20 protein-coding genes are annotated in these 19,885 nt (G+C 63.8%); 7 read left to right on the top strand and 13 right to left on the bottom strand.

Translation table 11 applies throughout. The features are described 5' to 3' along the window. Nucleotides 1–4: 4 nt before the first annotated feature. Nucleotides 5–952: a Bug family tripartite tricarboxylate transporter substrate binding protein gene (locus LPB04_RS12390; protein ID WP_193684883.1), complete on the bottom strand. Its 948-nt coding sequence runs from the start codon at nt 950–952 to the stop codon at nt 5–7. A gap of 24 nt (nt 953–976) precedes the next feature. Next, the gene (locus LPB04_RS12385; protein ID WP_193684882.1) at nt 977–2,038 is read right to left on the bottom strand and encodes a porin; all 1,062 of its coding nucleotides are present in this window, start codon (nt 2,036–2,038) and stop codon (nt 977–979) included. Between the two features lie 169 nt (nt 2,039–2,207). Between LPB04_RS12385 and LPB04_RS12380 the strand changes: the two genes are divergently transcribed. Together LPB04_RS12380 and LPB04_RS12375 are read left to right on the top strand one after the other, a co-directional pair. Beyond that, entirely contained in the window at nt 2,208–2,900 is a 693-nt protein-coding gene (locus tag LPB04_RS12380) for a response regulator (protein ID WP_193684881.1), read from the top strand. Between the two features lie 4 nt (nt 2,901–2,904). After that, on the top strand, nt 2,905–4,356 hold the full coding sequence (locus LPB04_RS12375) for a sensor histidine kinase (RefSeq protein WP_193684880.1): 1,452 nt from the start codon (nt 2,905–2,907) through the stop codon (nt 4,354–4,356). A gap of 89 nt (nt 4,357–4,445) precedes the next feature. On the opposite strand, the gene LPB04_RS12370 is transcribed toward LPB04_RS12375, so the two are convergent. Further along, nucleotides 4,446–5,006 carry a hypothetical protein gene (locus LPB04_RS12370; protein WP_193684879.1) on the bottom strand — a complete coding sequence of 187 codons (561 nt, stop codon included), beginning with the start codon at nt 5,004–5,006 and terminating at the stop codon, nt 4,446–4,448. A gap of 212 nt (nt 5,007–5,218) precedes the next feature. Between LPB04_RS12370 and LPB04_RS12365 the strand changes: the two genes are divergently transcribed. Then, nucleotides 5,219–5,416: a hypothetical protein gene (locus LPB04_RS12365; protein WP_193684878.1), complete on the top strand. Its 198-nt coding sequence runs from the start codon at nt 5,219–5,221 to the stop codon at nt 5,414–5,416. Here the strand turns inward: LPB04_RS12365 and LPB04_RS12360 are convergent. Continuing rightward, complete coding sequence (locus tag LPB04_RS12360; protein ID WP_193684877.1) at nt 5,413–6,732, bottom strand: homoserine dehydrogenase; 1,320 nt, start codon at nt 6,730–6,732, stop codon at nt 5,413–5,415. The two genes, LPB04_RS12365 and LPB04_RS12360, sit on opposite strands and share 4 nt — an antisense overlap. Before the next feature lie 22 nt (nt 6,733–6,754). Continuing rightward, nucleotides 6,755–7,981 (bottom strand): pyridoxal phosphate-dependent aminotransferase, encoded by a 1,227-nt coding sequence (locus tag LPB04_RS12355; RefSeq protein ID WP_193684876.1) that lies wholly within the window; start codon nt 7,979–7,981, stop codon nt 6,755–6,757. A 179-nt stretch (nt 7,982–8,160) separates the two neighbouring features. On the opposite strand from LPB04_RS12355, the gene LPB04_RS12350 reads away from it, so the two are divergent. The 3 genes from LPB04_RS12350 (at nt 8,161) to LPB04_RS12340 (ending at nt 11,204) form a co-directional block, all read left to right on the top strand. After that, on the top strand, nt 8,161–8,547 hold the full coding sequence (locus LPB04_RS12350) for an Mth938-like domain-containing protein (RefSeq protein WP_193684875.1): 387 nt from the start codon (nt 8,161–8,163) through the stop codon (nt 8,545–8,547). 170 nt (nt 8,548–8,717) lie between these two features. After that, complete coding sequence (locus LPB04_RS12345; protein ID WP_227496389.1) at nt 8,718–9,188, top strand: peroxiredoxin; 471 nt, start codon at nt 8,718–8,720, stop codon at nt 9,186–9,188. A 234-nt stretch (nt 9,189–9,422) separates the two neighbouring features. Continuing rightward, nucleotides 9,423–11,204, top strand: coding sequence for a PhoH family protein (locus tag LPB04_RS12340; protein WP_193684873.1), 1,782 nt, complete (start codon nt 9,423–9,425; stop codon nt 11,202–11,204). A 131-nt stretch (nt 11,205–11,335) separates the two neighbouring features. Here the strand turns inward: LPB04_RS12340 and LPB04_RS12335 are convergent, their stop codons facing one another. From LPB04_RS12335 to rpsF, 8 genes are all read right to left on the bottom strand, one after another. Beyond that, a complete protein-coding gene (locus tag LPB04_RS12335) occupies nt 11,336–14,083 on the bottom strand; it encodes a bifunctional diguanylate cyclase/phosphodiesterase (RefSeq protein ID WP_193684872.1) in 2,748 nt (915 codons plus the stop codon). Between the two features lie 123 nt (nt 14,084–14,206). Further along, entirely contained in the window at nt 14,207–15,217 is a 1,011-nt protein-coding gene (locus tag LPB04_RS12330) for an inorganic phosphate transporter (RefSeq protein WP_193684871.1), read from the bottom strand. Between the two features lie 24 nt (nt 15,218–15,241). After that, nucleotides 15,242–15,868: a DUF47 domain-containing protein gene (locus LPB04_RS12325; protein ID WP_193684870.1), complete on the bottom strand. Its 627-nt coding sequence runs from the start codon at nt 15,866–15,868 to the stop codon at nt 15,242–15,244. 83 nt (nt 15,869–15,951) lie between these two features. Beyond that, entirely contained in the window at nt 15,952–17,337 is a 1,386-nt protein-coding gene (locus LPB04_RS12320; RefSeq protein ID WP_056336142.1) for a replicative DNA helicase, read from the bottom strand. 116 nt (nt 17,338–17,453) lie between these two features. Then, nucleotides 17,454–17,906, bottom strand: a complete 453-nt coding sequence (gene rplI / locus LPB04_RS12315; RefSeq protein WP_193684869.1) for a 50S ribosomal protein L9 — start codon at nt 17,904–17,906, stop codon at nt 17,454–17,456. A 36-nt stretch (nt 17,907–17,942) separates the two neighbouring features. Beyond that, entirely contained in the window at nt 17,943–18,233 is a 291-nt protein-coding gene (gene rpsR, locus LPB04_RS12310; RefSeq protein ID WP_091874943.1) for a 30S ribosomal protein S18, read from the bottom strand. Between the two features lie 35 nt (nt 18,234–18,268). Further along, nucleotides 18,269–18,562, bottom strand: coding sequence for a primosomal replication protein N (gene priB / locus LPB04_RS12305; protein ID WP_193684868.1), 294 nt, complete (start codon nt 18,560–18,562; stop codon nt 18,269–18,271). Nucleotides 18,563–18,592: 30 nt separating this feature from the next. After that, on the bottom strand, nt 18,593–18,988 hold the full coding sequence (rpsF, locus tag LPB04_RS12300) for a 30S ribosomal protein S6 (protein ID WP_193684867.1): 396 nt from the start codon (nt 18,986–18,988) through the stop codon (nt 18,593–18,595). 231 nt (nt 18,989–19,219) lie between these two features. Between rpsF and lexA the strand changes: the two genes are divergently transcribed. Beyond that, nucleotides 19,220–19,855 carry a transcriptional repressor LexA gene (lexA, locus tag LPB04_RS12295; RefSeq protein ID WP_193684866.1) on the top strand — a complete coding sequence of 212 codons (636 nt, stop codon included), beginning with the start codon at nt 19,220–19,222 and terminating at the stop codon, nt 19,853–19,855. The last annotated feature ends 30 nt before the right edge of the window (nt 19,856–19,885 follow it).

The following is a 19,885-nucleotide window of genomic DNA, read 5'->3' as shown; positions in this document are numbered from 1 at the left end:
CCGGCTAGCGCACGAGGTGGAATTGCTCGGCTTGCCGGTTATAGTCGGTTACTGCCTGTTTGATGTGTCGTGTCAGGGCGTCGCCGGTCATCGAGAACGGATACAGGCCAGCCTCGGCCCGCAGGCGCGCAAAATCGGGCGCGGCTTCCATGCGTTCGAAAGCGGCCACCCAGCGGCGGTAGTCGGCGTCCGATACGGCCGGCCCCATCCATACGCCGCGGATCAGGGGCCAGACGACGTCGATGCCCTGCTCGCGCGCGGTCGGCACGTCCTTCAGTACGCCGGGCAGGCGCTTCTCGGCCAGCACCGCGAGGATGCGCACGTTCCCGCCTGCGTACAGCCCGGCCTCGGAGGCGTCGCCCGAGACCACCTGCACGAAGCCCGCGCCCATGGCGGTGAAGCTTTCGCCGCCGCCCTCGAGGGCCACGAAGCGCAGCCGCTTCGGGTCGATACCGGCATGCTGCGCCAGCAGCGCCATCTTGACCCAGTCCTGGCTGCCGATGGTGCCCGAGACGGCGATCACCACTTTCTGCGGATCGCTCCGGATGGCGTCGAACAGTTCGCGCAGGGTGTGGTACGGCGAGTCGGCGCGCACGGCGATCATGCCGTAGTCGGCGCCGATGGCTGCGACCCAGCGCACGTCGCCAGCCTTGGCCTTGCCGAACTTGCCCTGCGCGAGATTGAGCAGCGAGCCGCCGGAAAAGGCGACCAGCGTGTCCGGCTCCGCGCGCCGCTGCGACACCAGCGTGTGCCAGGCGACGGCGCCGATTCCGCCCGGCATGTAGCTCAGCCTGACGCGCGGGCCGCCCGCCGTGGCGAGGGCCTTTTGCGCCAGCTTGCAGGTCAGGTCCATCGCCCCGCCCGGTTTCGACGGAACGATGCACTCGGCCTCGAACGCCTGCACCGGGAGGGCGCAGGCGGCAAGGATCAGCGTCACGAACGTACGCATCATGGCTGCCTCGGGGCGGCTGGAGGTTTAGAAGCGGTGCTGGATGCCTGCGGTGACGCCGGTCTGCGAGGTGCCGAAACCGGCGTCGTCGCGCGACAGGCCCACCAGCTGGTTGTGCTTGCCGTTCACGTGGGCCGCCGCCAGGTACAGGTCGGTACGCTTGGACAGCGCATACATGCCGCGGGCGACATACATGGTCGGATCGGCGTCGGCATTGGCCGCCACGTTCTTGACGTTGACGTGGTAGACGGCGCCGGTCAGGGTGACCTTGCCGATGGTGTCGACGATGCCGCCCCAGTAGGTGTCGGCGCGCACGTCCGCGGTCGCTGCGCGGCCGGCTTCCAGCTTGTAGCCGCGCATGGCGGCGAAGTACTGGAAGTTGCCTGCCTTGTAGGTGCCGGCGACGTGGAAGACGCGGTTTTCGTCGCGGCGGCCGGTGGCGGCGACCGTGGTGCCGTTGACCTGCTCGAAGGCAGCCATCAGGCCCAGTCCACCGTGGTTCCAGGCCGTTGCGACGGCATATTTGCGCGCGTCGGCGCTGCTGCCCGGCTGTTCGCCCAGGCCGATGGTGGCGCCGTAGCTGAATTCGCCGGTGGTGCCGGAGTATTTGATGAGGTTATCGAAGGCGGTGGTCATGCCGTATTTCGACGGGCCGGTGGCGGCGCCCGAGGTGGCCCACGAGTAGTTCGGCGCGAAGCCCATCGGGTCGTACTTGATGACGAAGTCGTAGACCGTGGTGAACGAACGGCCGATGACGGCGCGGCCGTAGGCGCCTTCCAGGCCGACATAGGCCTGGCGCTTGAACAGCGCGCCGTCGGCGGCGCCGGTGTCCATCAGGATGCCGCCTTCGAGGCCGAAGACGGCCTTGGTGCCGTTACCCAGGTCTTCGCTGCCGCGGAATCCCCAGCGCGAGGTGTTCTTCCCGCCCGAGACCACTTTCACGACGCTGTCGCCGGCGGCGTTGGCGTGGTTCAGGTACTCGACGCCCGCGTCGATCAGGCCATAGACCTGGACGCTGGTTTGGGCGTGGGCGGTGCCACCGAGGGAAAGCGCTGCCAGGACGGCGAGCGAAAGCGCGGATTTTTTCATGCTATCTCCAAGATTGTCGTTATGTTTTTGACCTGCATGTTCACTATATGTGCGCTTTCCTTTCATTTCGCTTTCAACCGGCACCAGCCTGGTGCAATGCGTGGTGCATGTGCGGCGGGATGAGCGAGATGCTGGCCGCCGCGCGCGCTTTGCGCTTACACTTGGCGCCATGCGAATACTGTTAGTTGAAGACCATGTCGAGCTGTCGCACTGGGTATCGAAAGCCCTGCGCGACGCCAACCTTACCGTCGAATGCGCCGCCAACGGCGCCGATGCCGACGCCCTCCTGCACACCCAGGACTATGCGCTGGTGATCCTCGACCTGACCCTGCCGAAGATGGACGGGCTGGACGTGCTGCGCCGCCTGCGCGCACGCGGCGGCGCGCGCGGCAAGACGCCCGTGCTGATCCTGACCGCGCGCGGCGGGCTGGAGGAAAAGGTGCAGGGACTGAACCTGGGCGCGGACGACTACCTGCCCAAGCCCTTCGAACTGGCTGAGCTGGAAGCGCGCGTCAAGGCGCTGCTGCGGCGCAGCGTCGGCAACGAGGCGCTGGTGCACCAGTGCGGTGCGCTCAGCTTCGACACGGTGACGCGCATGTTCACCTATTGCGGCGAGCCGCTGGCGCTGACGCCGCGCGAACACGCGGTGCTGGAAACCCTGATCGCACGCCAGGGTCGCGCGGTGTCGAAGGAAAAGCTGTTCGACGAGGTGTTCGCGCTCGACGACGACGCCAACATCGACGCCATCGAGCTCTACATCCACCGGGTGCGCAAGAAGCTCGACAAGCGGCCGGAGGGCGGCGCCGCGATCGCCACGCTGCGCGGCATCGGCTACCTGCTGCAGCCGAAGAACGCGTCCTGACCCGATGCCGGCGTTCGCGGGTTTGAAACGCTTCGCCGGCGGCCACGCGCCGCTCGGCAGCCTGCGCGGCCAGCTGCTGCGCTGGCTGCTGGTGCCGCTGCTGGCGCTGGTCGCGGTCAACTCGGTCTCGCTCTACCGCGATGCGCTGGAGGCGGCCGACATCGCCTACGACCGCTCACTGCTGGCGTCCACGCGCGCGCTTGCCGAGCGGGTCTCGGTCCGCGACGGCAAGGTGGTGGCCGACGTGCCGTATGTGGCGCTCGACAGCTTCGAGACCGACACCCTGGGCCGCATCTTCTACCGCGTGACGGGCCTGCGCGGCGAGACCGTGTCGGGCTATGCCGATTTGCCGCCGGTACCGGCGAATGTCCCCCGCTCCGAGCTGTATCCCGCGCTGGTGCGCTTCTACCAGGCCGACTACAACGGCGAGCCGGTGCGCATCGCCGCCCTGCTGCAGCCGGTCTACGACGATTCGATGCGCGGCATCGCGCTGATCCAGGTCGGCGAGACGCTCGACGCGCGGCGCGCGCTGTCGCGCCGCATCCTGCTGAACACCCTGGCGCGCCAGGCGGTGCTGGTGCTGGCGGTGGCGACCCTGGTCTGGTTCGCCGTGCGCCTGGTCCTGCAGCCGCTGATGCGCCTGAAGAACGAGGTCGAGACGCGGCCGCTGTCGGACCTGTCGAATGTCGACCAGGCGCTGGTGCACCGCGAGGTGCGGCCCCTGGTGGACGCGATGAACGGCGCGATGGGACGGCTGCAGCAGCTGATCGCCGGCCAGCGCCGCTTCATCGCCGACGCCTCGCACCAGCTGCGCACCCCGCTCACCGTCCTGAAAACCCAGGCCGAACTGGCGCTGCGCGAGAACGACCCGGTGGCGATGCGCGAGATCGTGCGCTCGATCGCCGCCACCACCGACTCCACCGTGCACCTGGCGAACCGCCTCCTGAGCGTGGCGCGCATCGAGCACGGCGGCGACAGCGCGGCGATGATGCCGGTCGCGCTGCCCGACGTGGTGCGCCAGGTCGGGCTGGAACTGGCCCTGCCGGCGGTGCAGAAATCGATCGACCTCTCGCTCGACGCGCCCGACGAGGCCTGGGTCAAGGGCCAGGCGCTGCTGCTGCACGAACTGGTGAGCAACCTGGTCGACAACGCGATCCGCTACACGCCGGTCGGCGGCACGGTGCTGCTGCGGGTGGCGCCGCAGGAGGATCAGGTGGTGCTGGAAGTGGCCGACAGCGGCCCCGGGGTCCCGGAGGCCGAGCGCGACAAGGTGTTCGCGCCCTTCTACCGCGCTGCGGCGGCGCTGGAAATCAATCCCGGCGGCACCGGACTGGGGCTGGCGATCGTGCGCGACATCGTGGCCCTGCACCGGGGTACGGTCAGCCTGGAGACGGCGGACGGTGGCGGCCTGAAAGTGCTGGTGGCGCTGCCGGCGGCACGTCCCTCGGCGGCCTGAGACGAGCCAGTGTAGCCCGTGAAAAAACTTTTACTCGTCGCCTGCGTAAGTCATTGATTCGTTAAGATTTGGAATCGGGGAAGCCGCTCCTAGTCGCACGAATTCAGGTCCCGGGTCGCGATGGCCAGATGCGTGGCGTCGATAAACTGGACCCCGGAAACCCAGTTCCCTGGCATTCCCTTACTTGGCTTGACGAGGGCTACATACGCGGCCTTCGATTTGAACAGCGCCGTCAGTTCCTGATGGACCGGCATCTTGGCGAAACGGCCGGGGTAATCGGCGGGCGCGATCTCCTCGTAGTCCTTGCGCAGCAGTGCCAACAGGCGGGCATGCGACTCGGGCGTATAGTCCAGCAAATACAGGGCGCTGATCAGGTGATCGTCCGCCGCCAGGGCCTGAAAGCCGAGGGCGGCCGCAGGCAGCTCTCCGGCAAACAGGCACAGCGGGGCGCTCAGCGCGACATGACTGATTGCCTTGGGCTTGCAGCTGTCTTCCTTCGTCTGTTCGAGGACCAGGGGCTGAAAGGACTTGATCAAGGCCAGGGTAGCCGCCCCGTTTTGAAGCTGAAGCAGGTCCTGCGGACAGCTTGGCGCAGCATGGGCACACAGGGCGAATGAAGAGATACTCAAGGTGAGCAGGAAGTGGCGCATCGAACTAGTTTCCTCGTGGAAAGTGACGAGTGTATAGCACCACTTATGCTGCGTCTATTGCAGGATAGCAACGCCATTACGCTACCGGATCAGCTTGACATAGGATCTGCTCCTCTATGGACCGGAAACCTTGCCGATCATCACGGTTGAGACACCGCAAGCGGCCTTGACGCCACACTCCTTGTGCGGCGCAGCGTGAGTAGAATGCCCGGATGAATTCGCCCAAGCTCTCCTCCATCCTGCGCGGCGCACCCGATGCGCTCTACGACGACGTCGAGCACGACCTGCTCGCCCTCACCACCGCTTCGCTCGACGACGAGGACGGCGTGCCGCCCACCGTCGACGAATTCGCCACCGACTTCCTGCTCGAATGCAGGCAGCCGCCCTGTGCGGGCGGCCCTACCGTTTAACTCAGGGTCTCGAGCCTGATCCGGATCACCTTCCCGACCACCGAAGACAGTGCCTCGATGCGCTCGATGGCCGCATCGACCTTCTTCTCGCGCGTCTGGTGGGTGATCATGATGATGTCGGTGCGTTCGTCGCCGCGGTTACCCTTTTGCAGCACGGCATCGATCGAGATGCCGGCGTCGGCCAGGATGCGGGTCAGGTCCGCCATCACGCCGAGCTGGTCGTTCACATACACGCGCAGGTAGTAGCTGGTCGTGATGTCGGCCATCGGCAGGATGGACACGTCGGTCATCTCGTTCGGCTGGAAGGCCAGGTGCGGCACGCGGCAGTAGGGGTCGACCGTGGCCAGGCGGGTGACGTCGACCAGGTCGGCGATCACCGCGGATGCGGTCGGCTCGGAACCGGCGCCCTTGCCATAGTAGAGGGTCGAGCCGACGGCGTCGGCTTCGACCAGCACCGCGTTCATCGCGCCTTCGACGTTGGCGATCAGGCGGCTGGTCGGAATCAGGGTCGGGTGCACGCGCAGTTCGATGCCTTCGACGCCGTCGACCGTCGAGCGGCGCGTGATGCCGAGCAGCTTGATGCGGTAGCCGAGCTCCTCGGCGTAGCGGATGTCGTCGGCCTGCAGCGCGCTGATGCCCTCGACGTACGCCTTGTCGAACTGCACCGGGATGCCGAAGGCAATCGCCGACATGATCATGAGTTTATGCGCCGCGTCCACGCCTTCGATGTCGAAGGTCGGGTCGGCCTCGGCGTAACCGAGTTCCTGCGCCTTTTTCAGCACCTCGGCGAAACCGAGGCCCTTGTCGCGCATCTCGGACAGGATGAAATTGGTGGTGCCGTTGATGATGCCGGCCACCGACTCGATGCGGTTCGCGGTCAGTCCCTCGCGCAGCGCCTTGATGATCGGGACGCCCCCGGCGACGGCCGCCTCGAAGGCCACCATCACGCCCTTGTCCTGGGCGGCGGCGAAAATCTCGTTGCCGTGCAGGGCCAGCAAGGCCTTGTTGGCCGTGACCACGTGCTTGCCGTTGGCAATCGCCCGCAGCACCAGTTCGCGCGGCAAGTCATAGCCGCCGATGAGTTCGACGACGATGTCGACATCCGGGCTGTCGACGACCAGGAAGGGATCGTCGACGATCTGGCAGGCGCCGTTGGTCACACGCGCGGCACGTTCAATGTTGCGGGCGGCAACCATGGTGATTTCGATGCCGCGGCCGGCGCGGCGCCGAATGTCTTCCTGGTTGCGTTGCAGCACGTTGAAGGTGCCGGCACCAACGGTGCCGATGCCGAGGAGGCCAACTTTGATGGGTTTCATGGTCAATCGATGTAAAGGGTTGTCAGCGCGCGTGGCGTCGTCGGTAACCGTCGAGGAAGCGGGCGATACGGCCACAGGCGTCCGTCAGGTCGTCGGAATTGGGCAGGAACACCAGCCGGAAGTGATCCGGCGAATGCCAGTTAAAGCCGGTGCCCTGCACCAGCAAAACCTTTTCCTCGCCCAGCAGTTCGCAAATGAACTGCTGGTCGTCGGCGATCGGATACATCGCCGGGTCCAGGCGCGGGAACATGTACAGCGCCGCTTTTGGCTTGACGCAGGACACCCCCGGAATATCGGTAAGCAGTTTATACGCGAGGTCGCGTTGTTTGAGCAGGCGCCCGCCCGGCCGCACCAGGTCGTCGATGCTCTGGTAGCCGCCGAGCGCGGTCTGGATCGCGAACTGGCCGGGGGCGTTCGCGCACAGGCGCATCGAGGCCAGCATGTTCAGGCCCTCGATATAGTCCTTCGCATGGCGCTTCTCGCCCGAGATCACCATCCAGCCGGCGCGGTAGCCGCAGGAACGGTAGTTCTTCGACAGCCCGTTCAGGGTCACGAACAGCACGTCGTCTGCCAGCGCGGCGATCGAATCGTGCTGGTGGCCGTCGTACAGCACCTTGTCGTAGATTTCGTCGGCGTAGATGATCAGGCTGTGCTGGCGCGCCAGCTCGACGATCTCGAGCAGGATCTCGCGCGGGTACAGGGCGCCGGTCGGGTTGTTCGGGTTGATGACGACGATCGCGCGCGTGTTCGGCGTGATCTTCCTGCGCATGTCGGCGATGTCCGGCATCCAGTCAGCCTGCTCGTCGCAGACGTAGTGCACGGGCGCGCCGCCGGCCAGGCTGACGGCCGCCGTCCACAGTGGATAGTCGGGCGCCGGCACCAGCACTTCGTCGCCATTGTTCAGCAGGCCCTGCATCGCCATCACGATCAGTTCCGAGGCGCCGTTGCCGAGATAGATGTCGTCGATCTTGACGCCGGCAATCTTCTTCTGCTGGGTGTAGTGCATGACCGCCTTGCGCGGCGCGAACATGCCCTTCGAATCGGTATAGCCGGCCGCGCCGTGCATGTTGCGGATCATGTCCTGCATGATCTCGTCCGGCGGATCGAAACCGAACACGGCAAGGTTGCCGATGTTGAGCTTGATGATCTTGTGGCCGTCGTCTTCCATCTGGCGCGCCTGTTCCAGCGCCGGGCCGCGGATTTCGTAGCAGACGTCGTCGAGCTTGTTCGATTTCAGAATCGGTCGCAAATTGTCACCTTTTTTCAACTACGTTTGCCCGCATGTTGCAGTGCGAAAAATACCATTCTGCCGAAAGCCACCGATTTAAGCAACCTTGGGGCCGCCCGGCAGGCCCTGAGCGCACGCTCTACTGAATACCGGACGAAAAGCTTACAATGGCAAGCCGTCCCGCCAACAGTCACCGAACGATGAAACTCCATTCCGACAGCACCCAACAATACCAGACCGTCACCGGCTACGATGCCTCGGGCGTGGAAATCAATGCCCAGCGCTTCAACTACAGCCTGCTGGTGATGCCGGAGACCCCGCCCCGCCCGTGGGAAGTCACCCGTTTCGAGGACCTGCAGGCGGCCCACTTCGAGCAGATTGCTGCGGATGCACCGGACGTCGTCATCCTCGGCACCGGCGAGCGCCAGCGCTTCGTGCATCCACGCCTGATCGCGGCCCTGTCCGCGCGCCACATCGGCGTCGAGTCGATGGACAGCCAGGCCGCCTGCCGCACCTATAACGTGCTGATGGGCGAAGGCCGCAAGGTCACGCTGGCCCTGATCATCGAAGGCGGCACTGCCGCATAATTTCCAAGCGGAAAAGTTTGCTCTATTGAATGGTTGCCTTTCGGCCCCATATTGGTGCAGCTATTAACATATCGGCATGGCAGGGTGGCATCCGCCTCGATGGCCGATTATGATGAGAGAGTTGCAGGATGGTGCGTCCGATCCTGCCCTTACCTGTCCAGGAGAATCCCGTGGCCGTCAGCCCCAGCGCAGCAACTGTAGAGAACTTTTCCGCCGCTATGACCGGCGGCCAGACCTTCCAGCTCGGCGGGCGTCCGGCCAAATATACGGTGCTGTATTTCTACCCGAAGGACAATACGCCGGGCTGCACCACCGAGAGCATGGCCTTTCGCGACCATCACGATGCATTCCTGGCCGCCGGCACCGAAGTCTATGGCATCAGCCGCGATTCGCTGCGCTCGCACGAGGGCTTCAAATCCAAGCTGGGCCTGCCTTTCGAACTGATCTCCGATCCCGACGAACTGGTGTGCAACCAGTTCGGCGTCATGAAAAATAAGATGATGTATGGCAAACAAGTGCGGGGAGTCGAGCGCAGTACGTTTGTCGTTGACGCTTCCGGCCGATTGGTGAAAGAATGGCGTGGCGTGAAGGTCAATGATCACGTCGATGAAGTGCTGGAATTTGTGAAGAGCCAGCCTTGAAAAGGGTGGCTCCAGTTAACTAACTTTGCTGGACGAACCCCGTTATTTTGAGTCAACCGTTTTCACCTCAGCATCATTCCAATCCGGCTGCCTGCCACGCCACTACGGCCCTGGCCCCGCAGTTCAATGTAGCTCCCTGTATTCCACTTTATTTCCAAGTTGCATCTCCCGCCCGCCAGCGTGTCCACGACACCTGGCGCAAGGCGTCCTCCACTTTTTTAGATTGAGAACCTGATGCCACTACCAAAAATGCCCACTAAACCGGCCACCCTGCTGCCGGTAAACGAATACCCCAAAGCCCAACCCGGCAAGTCTCCCGTGCGCGCCGTTGCCGCAGCGCCGGTCGAAGCCGATCCCGTCGAAGACCTGATCAGCGGCAAAGCCGTCCCCGCCGCCAAGTCCACCCGTGCCCGCAAGGGCAAGGCCGCGCCGCTGGCCGCGGTGCCTACCCCGCAAGGCGAAACGGCAACCTGGCCGGCGCGCGCCGAGACCGGCACCGTCGCGAAGCTCAAGGAAACCGATATCGCCGAGCCGCATCCAGCCAAGCACAAGCCGGTCGAAGTCAACGTCAAGTCCTCGACCAGCCGCCGCGCCGACAAATCCGGCAGCACCAAGGTCTTCGTGCTCGACACCAACGTCCTGATGCACGACCCGACCAGCCTGTTCCGTTTCGAGGAACACGACGTCTACCTGCCGATGATGACGCTCGAGGAACTCGACGACCATAAAAAAGGCATGTCGGAAGTCGCGCGCAATGCCCGCCAGGTCTCGCGCACCCTGGACGCCCTGATCGCCAACGTCGACGACGACGCGATCGAGACCGGCATCGAACTGGCCAAGCTCGGCAACAAGGATGCAAAAGGCCGCCTGTTCTTCCAGACCAGGCTGCAGAATGGTCCCCTGCTGCCGGAAGGCCTGCCGGTCGGGAAAGCCGACAACCAGATCCTGGGCGTGGTGAAAGCGCTGGCGGCCGAGCAGCCGGAGCGCGCCATCGTGCTGGTGTCGAAAGACATCAACATGCGCATCAAGGCGCGCGCACTGGGCCTGCCGGCCGAGGACTATTTCAACGACCACGTGCTGGAAGACACCGATTTGCTGTACTCGGGCATCGTCCAGCTGCCGGACGATTTCTGGGACAAGCACAGCAAGAACGTGGAATCCTGGCAGGAAAACAAGAACGGCAATTCGACCACGTTCTACCGCGTCAACGGCCCGTTCGTCCCGAGCCTGCTGGTGAACCAGTTCGTCTACCTCGAGCCGACCGGCGCCGGCGAAACCTCGTTCTACGCGCAGGTCAAGGAAATCAACGGCAAGACCGCGGTATTGCAGGTGCTGCGCGATTTCAGCCATGCGAAGAACAGCGTCTGGGGCATCACCGCGCGCAACCGCGAGCAGAACTTCGCGCTGAACCTCCTCATGAATCCGGAGTGCGATTTCGTCACCCTGCTGGGCCAGGCCGGTACCGGTAAAACCCTGCTGGCCCTGGCGGCGGGCCTGGCGCAAGTGCTGGAAACCAAGCTCTACAACGAGATCATCGTCACCCGCGTGACGGTGCCGGTCGGCGAAGACATCGGCTTCCTGCCGGGTACCGAGGAAGAGAAGATGTCGCCGTGGATGGGCGCCTTCGACGACAACCTCGAAGTGCTGAACAAGTCCGACACCGACGCCGGCGACTGGGGCCGTGCGGCGACCCAGGACCTGATCCGCTCGCGCATCAAGATCAAGTCGCTCAACTTCATGCGCGGCCGCACCTTCGTGAACAAGTTCCTGATCATCGACGAGGCGCAGAACCTGACGCCGAAGCAGGTCAAGACCCTGGTCACGCGCGCCGGTCCGGGCACAAAGATCCTGTGTCTGGGTAATATCGCGCAGATCGATACGCCCTACCTGACCGAGGGATCCAGTGGCCTGACCTATGTGGTGGACCGCTTCAAGGGCTGGTCGCATAGCGGTCACGTGACCCTGGCGCGCGGCGAGCGTTCGCGCCTGGCGGATCACGCGAGCGACGTGCTTTAATTTTTTTCGCTTCCTCAAAACCTGCGCGCCGAAAGGCCCGCAGGTTTTTTTACGCCCGCTCGATTCATCGCTGCCCTGGTTTCGACTTGGGACCCCGACGTTACGCATCGGCCAACGATATGAATCCGGTTTCAGGATTTCGGCGCAATCGCCGGCTGGAACTCGCGCTCGCCCACCGGCTGGCGCGCCCCGGCAGGTACCGGCCGCGAAAAGAAGTATCCCTGCCCTTCGTCGCATCCCAGCGTCCTGAGCATCTGCATCTGCCTGCGGTTCTCGACACCCTCCGCCACCACACGCATGCCCAGCGCGTGCGCCATCGCGATCATCGAGGCGATCAGGGTGTCGCCCTCCGGATGCTCGATGCGCAGCACGAAGGCGCGGTCGATCTTGAGGACGTCGAAACGCAGCTTCTGCAGCTGGGACAGCGAGGAGTAGCCGGTGCCGAAGTCGTCGATGCAGAGCTTGATCCCCAGTTCGCGCAGCTGGCGGAACACCGCCACGGAGCCGATCCCCTCCTGCATCATCGACGACTCGGTCACCTCGATTTCCAGCAGGGCCGGGTCGATGCCATGGCGGGCGCTGGCGCTGCGGAACAGCGCCAGGATGTCGGACTGGCTGAACTGGAGCGGCGAAACGTTGACCGATACCGGCACCAGCGCCACCCCCTCGCGCGCCCAGGTTGCCAGCTGGGCGCAGACGCTGTCGAGCACCTGTTCGCCCAGCCGCACGATCAGGCCGGTTTCCTCGGCCAGCCCGATGAAGCGGTCGGGCCCGGTCAGCCCCTTGCCCGGCCGCTCCCAGCGCACCAGCGCCTCCATGCTCGAGGCCGTGCCCGCGGCCAGGTTCACGCGCGGCTGGTAATGCACCACGAACTGGTGCTGGTCGAGCGCGCGGCGCAGTTCCATTTCCGTTTCCAGGCGAGTGCGGATTGCCTCGAAAAAGCGCGATTCGAAGAAGCGGAAACTGCCCTTCCCTTCGGTCTTGACGGAGTACATCGCGATGTCCGCATGCTTGAGCAGGGTTTCGGCATCGTCGCCATGCTCCGGAAACAGGGCGATCCCGATCGAGGCGTTCAGTACATGGGTCGCGTGCTGCAGGTGGAAGCCGTCGCGGAACGATGCGAGCAGCCGGCCGGCGACGTGTTCGACGTCGTCGACGCCGCCCACGTGTTCCAGCACGACCACGAATTCGTCGCCGCCCAGGCGCACCACGTGGTCGCGCGGGCGCACCGCGATTTTCAGGCGCTTGCTGACGGTGCGCAGCAGCTCGTCGCCGGCCGCGTGGCCGAGCGCATCGTTGACGGTTTTAAAACCGTCGAGGTCGATGAACAGCACGGCCAGCCCGCGGGACTCCACCCGGGCGCGCTCGATCGCCTGCGGCAGGTATTGCTGGATCCAGTAGCGGTTCGGCAGGCCGGTCAGCTCGTCCGAATTGCTCCTGCGCTCGAGCTCGGTCATATGGGCCTTGGCCTGGCTGATGTCGCGCAGCGTGAGCGCAACATCTTCGCCGGCGCGCACCGCCTTGTGACGGATCCATTGCGCTTGCAGTTGCCGGTCCGGCCCCTGCCTGACCTCGATCTCGCTTTCCTGGCGGCCCGTCTCGAGTGCCTCGCACAGGCGCGCGCAGGCCTCCTCGAAGAGCTCGCCCTGGTAGAACTCCGATAAACGGTGGCCGATCAGCTGGCGCGACGCCTTGCCGAACATGTCGGCCCCGTGCTGGTTGCAGTCGACGATCTGGAAATCACGGACCCTGCCCTGCGGGTCGCGCAGCGGACGGTTGATGAAAAAGCCTTCGCCCGCGTCTTCGGTCGCCAGGCGGTAGCTGGAGCGGATGGTTTCGATCTGGTGCTGCTTCCACTTCGCGTGGGTGTAGAAGCTGGTGCCCAGCAGTGCGGCCAGCATCAGCCAGGCGGTGTTCCACCAGGCACCCAGAAGCTCCTCCTCGCGGTCGTGCCGGAACGCCTCCATGGCCGAGTACTCGTCCACGCCGACGAGTGCGATCAGCCCCAGGTCGGGCATCCGCTCCCAGCCGACGACGCGCGTGCGCCCGTCGGCGAACCAGCGCCGGCCCTCTAGCCGCGCCACGCCGCGCGCGGTATCGGAAGGCACAGGCGCCAGCAGGAAGGGCTTGTGGAAGGAGTGGACGACGCTGCCGCTACGGCTGGCCCGCATCACGCCATCATTGCCGAGCAGGCCGACGAAGCCGTAGCCGCGCAGGATGGGCTCGGCGTAGTGCTGGGTGAAGAAGGACGGCAGCACCGAGAGGAGCACGATGCCGTCGAAGCGTCCGTCAGGCGCGAGCAGCCGGCGCGAGAACGCGATGACCTCCTGCGGCGCGAGCCGGCTGTCGATCGGTGGGCCGACGTACAGGCGATCGGTGCTTGCGTGCTGCTGCGTGGTGAAATACGGCCTGTCGCCCACATAGGTGCCTGGCGCAGCCGGGTCCGAGCTGGTCAGTACAATCCCGTCGCGGCCGATCAATCCGACCGCACCGATATACTGCTTCGAAAAAATGCCGGCCTCGATCGTGCCGGCCAGGTCGACACGATAGCCCGAGACGGCCCAGTCGTGGCGCAGCAGCAACAAGACGCGGTCGGTGTCGCCGATCGAGCGCCGCGTGCGGATCGCATAGCTGCGGGTGTAGGCGTCGACCTGCTGCGCCAGCTCGGCCTGGCGGTCACGCCGCTCGCCCTCGAGGTCGGACAGCACCCAGGCCCACAACGCGGCGCCGGCCGCGAGCGCGATCGCGGGCCACAACAGCACCAGCAAGAGCCGCCCGCGCAGGAAGGCGAGAAAGGGGCGCAGCGAGCCGAGCGCACCCGAACCGGCCGGGGTGGAGGACGGCGATGCCTTGTCGATACGCGATTCGATCCGAGCCATGTACGCTCCAGCGCGGCGTGTCGGCCGCGGACAGGATCAAAGAGTATCAGAGACGCGGCCGCCCATGCAGCGTGCATGAAAAAAGCCCGGCGGTGCCGGGCTTCGTCGCAAGCGAATGCGCAATTACATGATCTTGGTACCGATCCACCAGGCGACTGCGGACATGAAGGCGGCCGCCGGAATCGTGAACACCCAGGCCCAGACGATGCTGCCGGCCACGCCCCAGCGCACGGCCGAGGCCTTTTGCGCGGAACCCACGCCGACGATGGCGCCGGTGATGGTGTGCGTGGTCGAGACCGGGACGCCCCAGAAGCTCGCCATCAGCAGCGTCATCGCGCCGCCGGTTTCGGCGCAGAAGCCGCCGACCGGTTTCAGCTTGGTGATCTTCTGGCCCATGGTTTTCACGATGCGCCAGCCGCCGAACAGCGTTCCGAAGCTGATCGCCGCATAGCAGGAGATGATGACCCAGGCCGGCGGATGGGCGTCGTTGACGCTGACGTAGCCGGCGGCGATCAGCAGCATCCAGATGATGCCCATCGTCTTTTGCGCGTCATTGCCGCCGTGGCCGAGCGAGTAGCCGGCGGCGGAAATCAGCTGCAGGCGGCGGAACCAGACGTCGACTTTGCGCGGCGTCGATTTCACGAAGATCCACGAGACCAGCAGCATCATGATCGAGCCGAGGATGAAGCCGAGCAGCGGTGCGACGACGATGAACACCACGGTCTTGATCAGGCCCGCCGAGACCAGCGCGCCGGTGCCGGTCTTGGCCACCGCGGCGCCGACCAGGCCGCCGATCAGGGCGTGCGAGGAGGAGGACGGGATACCGTAATACCAGGTGATGACGTTCCAGACGATGGCCCCGACGAGTGCGCCGAAGATCACGTAATGGTCGACGATGCTGGGGTCGATGATGCCCTTGCCGATGGTTTGCGCCACCTTCATGTTGACGACGAAAATCGCCACGAAGTTGAAGAAGGCTGCCATCGCCACGGCCGACTGCGGTTTCAGCACGCCGGTCGACACGACGGTCGCGATCGCGTTTGCCGAATCGTGGAAACCGTTCATGAAGTCGAAAACCAGTGCGAGCAGCACCAGCAAACCCAGCACGTAAATGCTGATGTGAAGAGAATTCATAGTTATTCTTCTTGTACGAGCGCGTTACGCGTTTTCGACGATGATGCCTTCGATGATGTTCGCCACGTCTTCGCAGCGGTCGGTGACGGTCTCGAGGATCTCGTAGATCGCCTTCATCTTGATCAGGTTGCGCACGTCCGGCTCGTCGCGGAACAGTTTGCTCATGGCGGCGCGCATCACGTGGTCGGCGTCCGATTCGAGACGGTCGATCTCTTCGCAGATGGCGACGATCTTCTGGGCATTGCCCATGTCGTGCAGCAGGCCGACGGCTTGCTGGACCTTCTCGCAGCAGGCCAGGCACAGCTCGGCCAGGCGCTTCGCTTCCGGGGTGACGGCGTGCAGGTCGTACAGGGAGACGGTCTGGGCCGCGTCTTCCATCATGTCGAGGATGTCATCCATGCGCGTGATGAGCTTGTGGATGTCGTCGCGGTCGATCGGGGTGATGAAGGTCTTGTGCAGCAGGTCGACGGTGGCGTAGGTAACTTTGTCCGCCTGCTTTTCGATGCTCTCGACGGCATGCGTGCGGTTTTCCAGGTCGTCGAAGTTGGCCATCAGGCCGACCATCTCGTGCGCACCCTTCACGCACAGCGCAGCGTGCTGGTTAAACAAATCAAAAAACTTGCCCTCGGTGGGCATGAGGCGTCCAAACATTAAAGGTTCTCCGTGTAAAAACTCTTGGGACTGCGAGGAACCGCCGCGGGCCTATTCGCACGCGCCGGCAACGCAATATCGGCTTAATCGCCCTGGTAGACGGCGAGGTTACCGCTGTAGTTACCAAACTTGGTGTACTGGCCGATCCAGGTCAGGCGGATCGCGCCGATCGGACCGTTACGCTGCTTGCCGATGATGATCTCGGCGGTACCTTTATCGGGCGAGTCGGGATTGTAGACCTCGTCGCGATACAGGAAAATGATCACGTCCGCATCCTGCTCGATTGCGCCCGATTCGCGCAAGTCGGACATCACGGGACGCTTGTTGGGGCGCTGTTCCAGCGAGCGGTTCAGCTGCGACAGCGCGATGACGGGACAATGCAGTTCTTTCGCCAGGCCCTTCAGGGAACGCGAGATCTCCGAGATCTCGGCCGCCCGGTTGTCGCCCGGCTGGCTGCCCTGCATCAGCTGCAGGTAGTCGACAATGATCAGGCCGAGCTTGCCACACTGACGGGCAAGGCGGCGCGCGCGTGCGCGCATTTCGATCGGATTCAGCGCCGGCGTCTCGTCGATATACAGCTGGGCGTCGTTCATCTTCTGGATGGCGTGCGTCAGGCGCGGCCAATCCTCGTCGTTCAGGCGGCCGGTACGCAGGCGGTGCTGGTCGAGCTGGCCGACCGAACCGAGCATACGCATGGCCAGCTGGGCGCCGCCCATCTCCATCGAGAACACGGCCACCGGCAGGCCCGCTTCGATGGCGACGTTCTCGCCGATGTTCACGGAGAAGGCGGTCTTGCCCATCGACGGACGGCCGGCCACGATGACGAGGTCGCCCGGCTGCAGGCCCGAGGTCATGCGGTCGAGGTCGATGAAGCCGGTCGGCACGCCGGTGATCTCGCCCTGGTTTTCGCGCGAATACAGTTCGTCGATGCGCTCGACCACCTGAGTCAGCAGCGGCTGGATCGGATTCCAGCCCTGGGCGCCACGGGCGCCGGACTCGGCAATGGCGAAAATCTTCGATTCGGCCTCGTCAAGCATCTGCTTGACTTCCTTGCCTTGCGGATTGAACGCATTGCCGGAAATTTCGTCGGCGACCGTGATCAGTTTGCGCAGGATGCCGCGGTCGCGCACGATCTCGGCGTAGCGGCGGATGTTGGCGGCGGAGGGCGTGTTCTGCGCCATCGCATTCAGGTATTGCAGGCCGCCCACGTCCTCGGCCTTGCCGAGCGAGACCATGGCCTCGTAGACGGTGATCACGTCGGCCGGCTTGCCGCTGTTAATCAGGCGCACCATCTGTTCGAAGATGATGCGGTGGTCATAGCGGTAAAAGTCGTCCGCGTGCATGAAGTCGGCAATGCGGTCCCAGGCCGCATTGTCGCGCAGCAGGCCGCCGATGACGGACTGCTCTGCTTCGATGGAATGCGGGGGAATGCGCAGCGATTCGATCTGCGGATCTGCGGGGGTATTCATGGCGGGCATTATACCTCCTCCGTCATACCGCTGAAATAATTGGGGAGAATCTGGCAATAAAAAAGCCGGGCAAGCCCGGCTTTTTCTTTTAAACAACAGCGTGCTGCGTGCTGTGCTTAGGCAGCTTCGCCCACGACAGCGATCGTGATTTCCACGACGACGTCGGTGTGCAGCGCGACGGCAACCGGGTGCTCGCCGGTGGTCTTCAGCGGGCCGGTCGGCAGGCGCACTTGCGCCTTTTCGACTGCGAAACCTTGCTTGCTCAGGGCTTCGGCGATGTCGAAGTTGGTGACCGAACCGAACAGACGACCGTCGACGCCGGCTTTCTGGGCGATGCTGATGGTCATGCCGTTCAGCTTTTCGCCTTGGGCTTGCGAAGCGTTCAGCTTTTCAGCAGCAGCTTTTTCCAGCTCGGCGCGCTTGGCTTCGAACTCGGCCTTGGCCGATTCGGTGGCGCGGCGGGCCATCTTTTGCGGGATCAGGAAGTTACGTGCGTAACCGTCCTTGACCTTGACCACGTCGCCCAGGTTGCCGACGTTAACAACTTTTTCCAAAAGGATAACTTGCATATTTTTCTCCAGGATATTCTGATCTGTACGACGGGATTAACCGTGGTGCAGGTCGGTGTACGGCAGCAGCGCGAGGTAGCGTGCGCGCTTGATCGCGGTGTCGACCTGGCGCTGGTAGTGCGCCTTGGTGCCGGTCAGACGTGCAGGCATGATCTTGCCGTTTTCCTGGACGAAGTCCTTCAGGGTGTCGACGTCTTTGTAATCGACCTGTTCCACGTTTGCAGCGGTGAAGCGGCAGAACTTCTTGCGCTTGAACAGCGGGTTCTGCTGTTTGCGCTTGAGTTTTTCTTTGGCCTTGTTTTTGTCGAACTTTTTACCGAATGCCATTTGAGGCTCCTGTATCTAAAAGGTGGCCGCTAGTCTTAAGCGGCGGCACTAAAATCAATGATGTGAAACACCAGGGCTTTACTGTTGCGATTCTTCCTGGCCAAAAATCCCGTAAACTGGTGTGCGGCGCCCAGTTCTGCGCTGGCGAAGCGGCCCGAAATTTCTCCCGCGGCGAACGCGGCAATTTCGAACTCGACCAGCCTGTCCACCCCTGCCTCGACCTGCTGCGAACTGTGCATCAGGATTGCCGAGACGACCGGCACGCCGGCGGGGGTATAGCGCAGTACGTCGCGTTCAGCAATCGTCGCGACGACTTGTAACTGGTTCACTGCGAGTTCACGATTCCTGGCAAGAAAAATTTAGGCAGCAGCTGGGGCCGGGGCTGCAGCGGCCGCTGGGGCTTCTGCGCGGTGGCTCTTGGCTGCGTCTTCGCGCTGGACCGACTTCATCATTGGCGATGGAGCGGTTTCAGCTTTCTTCATCTTCACGGTCAGGTGACGCAGCACGGCATCATTGAACTTGAATGCGGTTTCCAGCTCGACCAGGGTCTCGTTGTCGCACTCGATGTTCATGCAGATGTAGTGTGCCTTCGGCAGCTTCTGGATCTGGTAAGCCATCTGACGACGGCCCCAGTCTTCGACGCGATGGATGTTACCGCCGCGTGCGGTGACGCTGGCCTTGTAACGCTCGATCATCGCCGGGACTTGCTCGCTTTGGTCCGGGTGGACGATAAAAACGATTTCATAATGACGCATGCAACACTCCTTGAGGACGTTTAAACAAATGCCCACCTCGGCGTCAAGACGAGTGTGGGAAGGGAAAGCCGGCAATTATAACGCGGATGGCATGAAGGCGCAATCTCCCGCCGGCGTCGCCCCGGCGCGACACCTTGCTCGACAGGAAATGTTAAAAAATGAGGATTTCCCTTGCATTCGCCGAAATACTGTACAAAAATACAGTCTGAATCATTAACCTGTGGCAGATCCATGCTCAAGCTCACTGCAAGGCAACAACAGATCCTTGAACTGATCAAGGAAGCGATCGACAACACCGGCTTCCCGCCGACCCGTGCCGAGATCGCGAAAGAATTGGGCTTCAAATCGGCCAACGCCGCTGAAGAACACCTGCAGGCCCTGGCCCGCAAAGGCGCGATCGAGATCGTCTCGGGCACCTCGCGCGGCATTCGCCTGATCGGCGCTTCCCTGCCCGATCCGCTGCCGACCGTACCAGCCGCCCTGCTGATGTCGCTGCCGCTGGTCGGCCGCGTCGCCGCGGGCTCGCCGATCCTGGCACAGGAACACGTCGAAGCCACCTACAACGTCGACCCCGCCATGTTCGGCGCGCGCCCCGATTTCCTGCTGAAGGTGCGCGGCTGGTCGATGCGCGACGCCGGCATCATGGATGGCGACTTCCTCGCCGTCAAAAAGATCGACAGCGCCAAGAACGGCCAGATCGTCGTGGCCCGCATCGGCGAAGACGTCACCGTCAAGCGCTACCGCAAGACCGGCGAGACCATCGAACTGCTGCCGGAAAATCCGGACTTCAAGGTCATCCGCGTGGAGCCGGGCGACGATTTCGCGCTCGAGGGCCTGGCGGTGGGATTGATGCGCAGCTGGCATTAAGCGCGGCTGGGTATGAAAAAAGCCGCTGGC

Origin of the sequence: Massilia litorea (genome assembly GCF_015101885.1) — a bacterium.
Lineage (GTDB): Bacteria > Pseudomonadota > Gammaproteobacteria > Burkholderiales > Burkholderiaceae_D > Telluria > Telluria litorea.
The sequence above is the reverse complement of the archived record's forward strand: the minus strand, read 5'-3'. Positions and strand labels throughout refer to the sequence as shown.

What these genes read in the sequence shown, in the direction of transcription:
- LPB04_RS12390 (WP_193684883.1), bottom strand. Translation starts at nt 952, where the DNA reads ATGATGCGTACGTTCGTGACGCTGATCCTTGCCGCCTGCGCCCTCCCG.
- LPB04_RS12385 (WP_193684882.1), bottom strand. Translation starts at nt 2,038, where the DNA reads ATGAAAAAATCCGCGCTTTCGCTCGCCGTCCTGGCAGCGCTTTCCCTC.
- LPB04_RS12380 (WP_193684881.1), top strand. Translation starts at nt 2,208, where the DNA reads ATGCGAATACTGTTAGTTGAAGACCATGTCGAGCTGTCGCACTGGGTA.
- LPB04_RS12375 (WP_193684880.1), top strand. Translation starts at nt 2,905, where the DNA reads ATGCCGGCGTTCGCGGGTTTGAAACGCTTCGCCGGCGGCCACGCGCCG.
- LPB04_RS12370 (WP_193684879.1), bottom strand. Translation starts at nt 5,006, where the DNA reads ATGCGCCACTTCCTGCTCACCTTGAGTATCTCTTCATTCGCCCTGTGT.
- LPB04_RS12365 (WP_193684878.1), top strand. Translation starts at nt 5,219, where the DNA reads ATGAATTCGCCCAAGCTCTCCTCCATCCTGCGCGGCGCACCCGATGCG.
- LPB04_RS12360 (WP_193684877.1), bottom strand. Translation starts at nt 6,732, where the DNA reads ATGAAACCCATCAAAGTTGGCCTCCTCGGCATCGGCACCGTTGGTGCC.
- LPB04_RS12350 (WP_193684875.1), top strand. Translation starts at nt 8,161, where the DNA reads ATGAAACTCCATTCCGACAGCACCCAACAATACCAGACCGTCACCGGC.
- LPB04_RS12340 (WP_193684873.1), top strand. Translation starts at nt 9,423, where the DNA reads ATGCCACTACCAAAAATGCCCACTAAACCGGCCACCCTGCTGCCGGTA.
- LPB04_RS12335 (WP_193684872.1), bottom strand. Translation starts at nt 14,083, where the DNA reads ATGGCTCGGATCGAATCGCGTATCGACAAGGCATCGCCGTCCTCCACC.
- LPB04_RS12330 (WP_193684871.1), bottom strand. Translation starts at nt 15,217, where the DNA reads ATGAATTCTCTTCACATCAGCATTTACGTGCTGGGTTTGCTGGTGCTG.
- LPB04_RS12325 (WP_193684870.1), bottom strand. Translation starts at nt 15,868, where the DNA reads ATGTTTGGACGCCTCATGCCCACCGAGGGCAAGTTTTTTGATTTGTTT.
- LPB04_RS12320 (WP_056336142.1), bottom strand. Translation starts at nt 17,337, where the DNA reads ATGAATACCCCCGCAGATCCGCAGATCGAATCGCTGCGCATTCCCCCG.
- rplI (WP_193684869.1), bottom strand. Translation starts at nt 17,906, where the DNA reads ATGCAAGTTATCCTTTTGGAAAAAGTTGTTAACGTCGGCAACCTGGGC.
- rpsR (WP_091874943.1), bottom strand. Translation starts at nt 18,233, where the DNA reads ATGGCATTCGGTAAAAAGTTCGACAAAAACAAGGCCAAAGAAAAACTC.
- rpsF (WP_193684867.1), bottom strand. Translation starts at nt 18,988, where the DNA reads ATGCGTCATTATGAAATCGTTTTTATCGTCCACCCGGACCAAAGCGAG.
- lexA (WP_193684866.1), top strand. Translation starts at nt 19,220, where the DNA reads ATGCTCAAGCTCACTGCAAGGCAACAACAGATCCTTGAACTGATCAAG.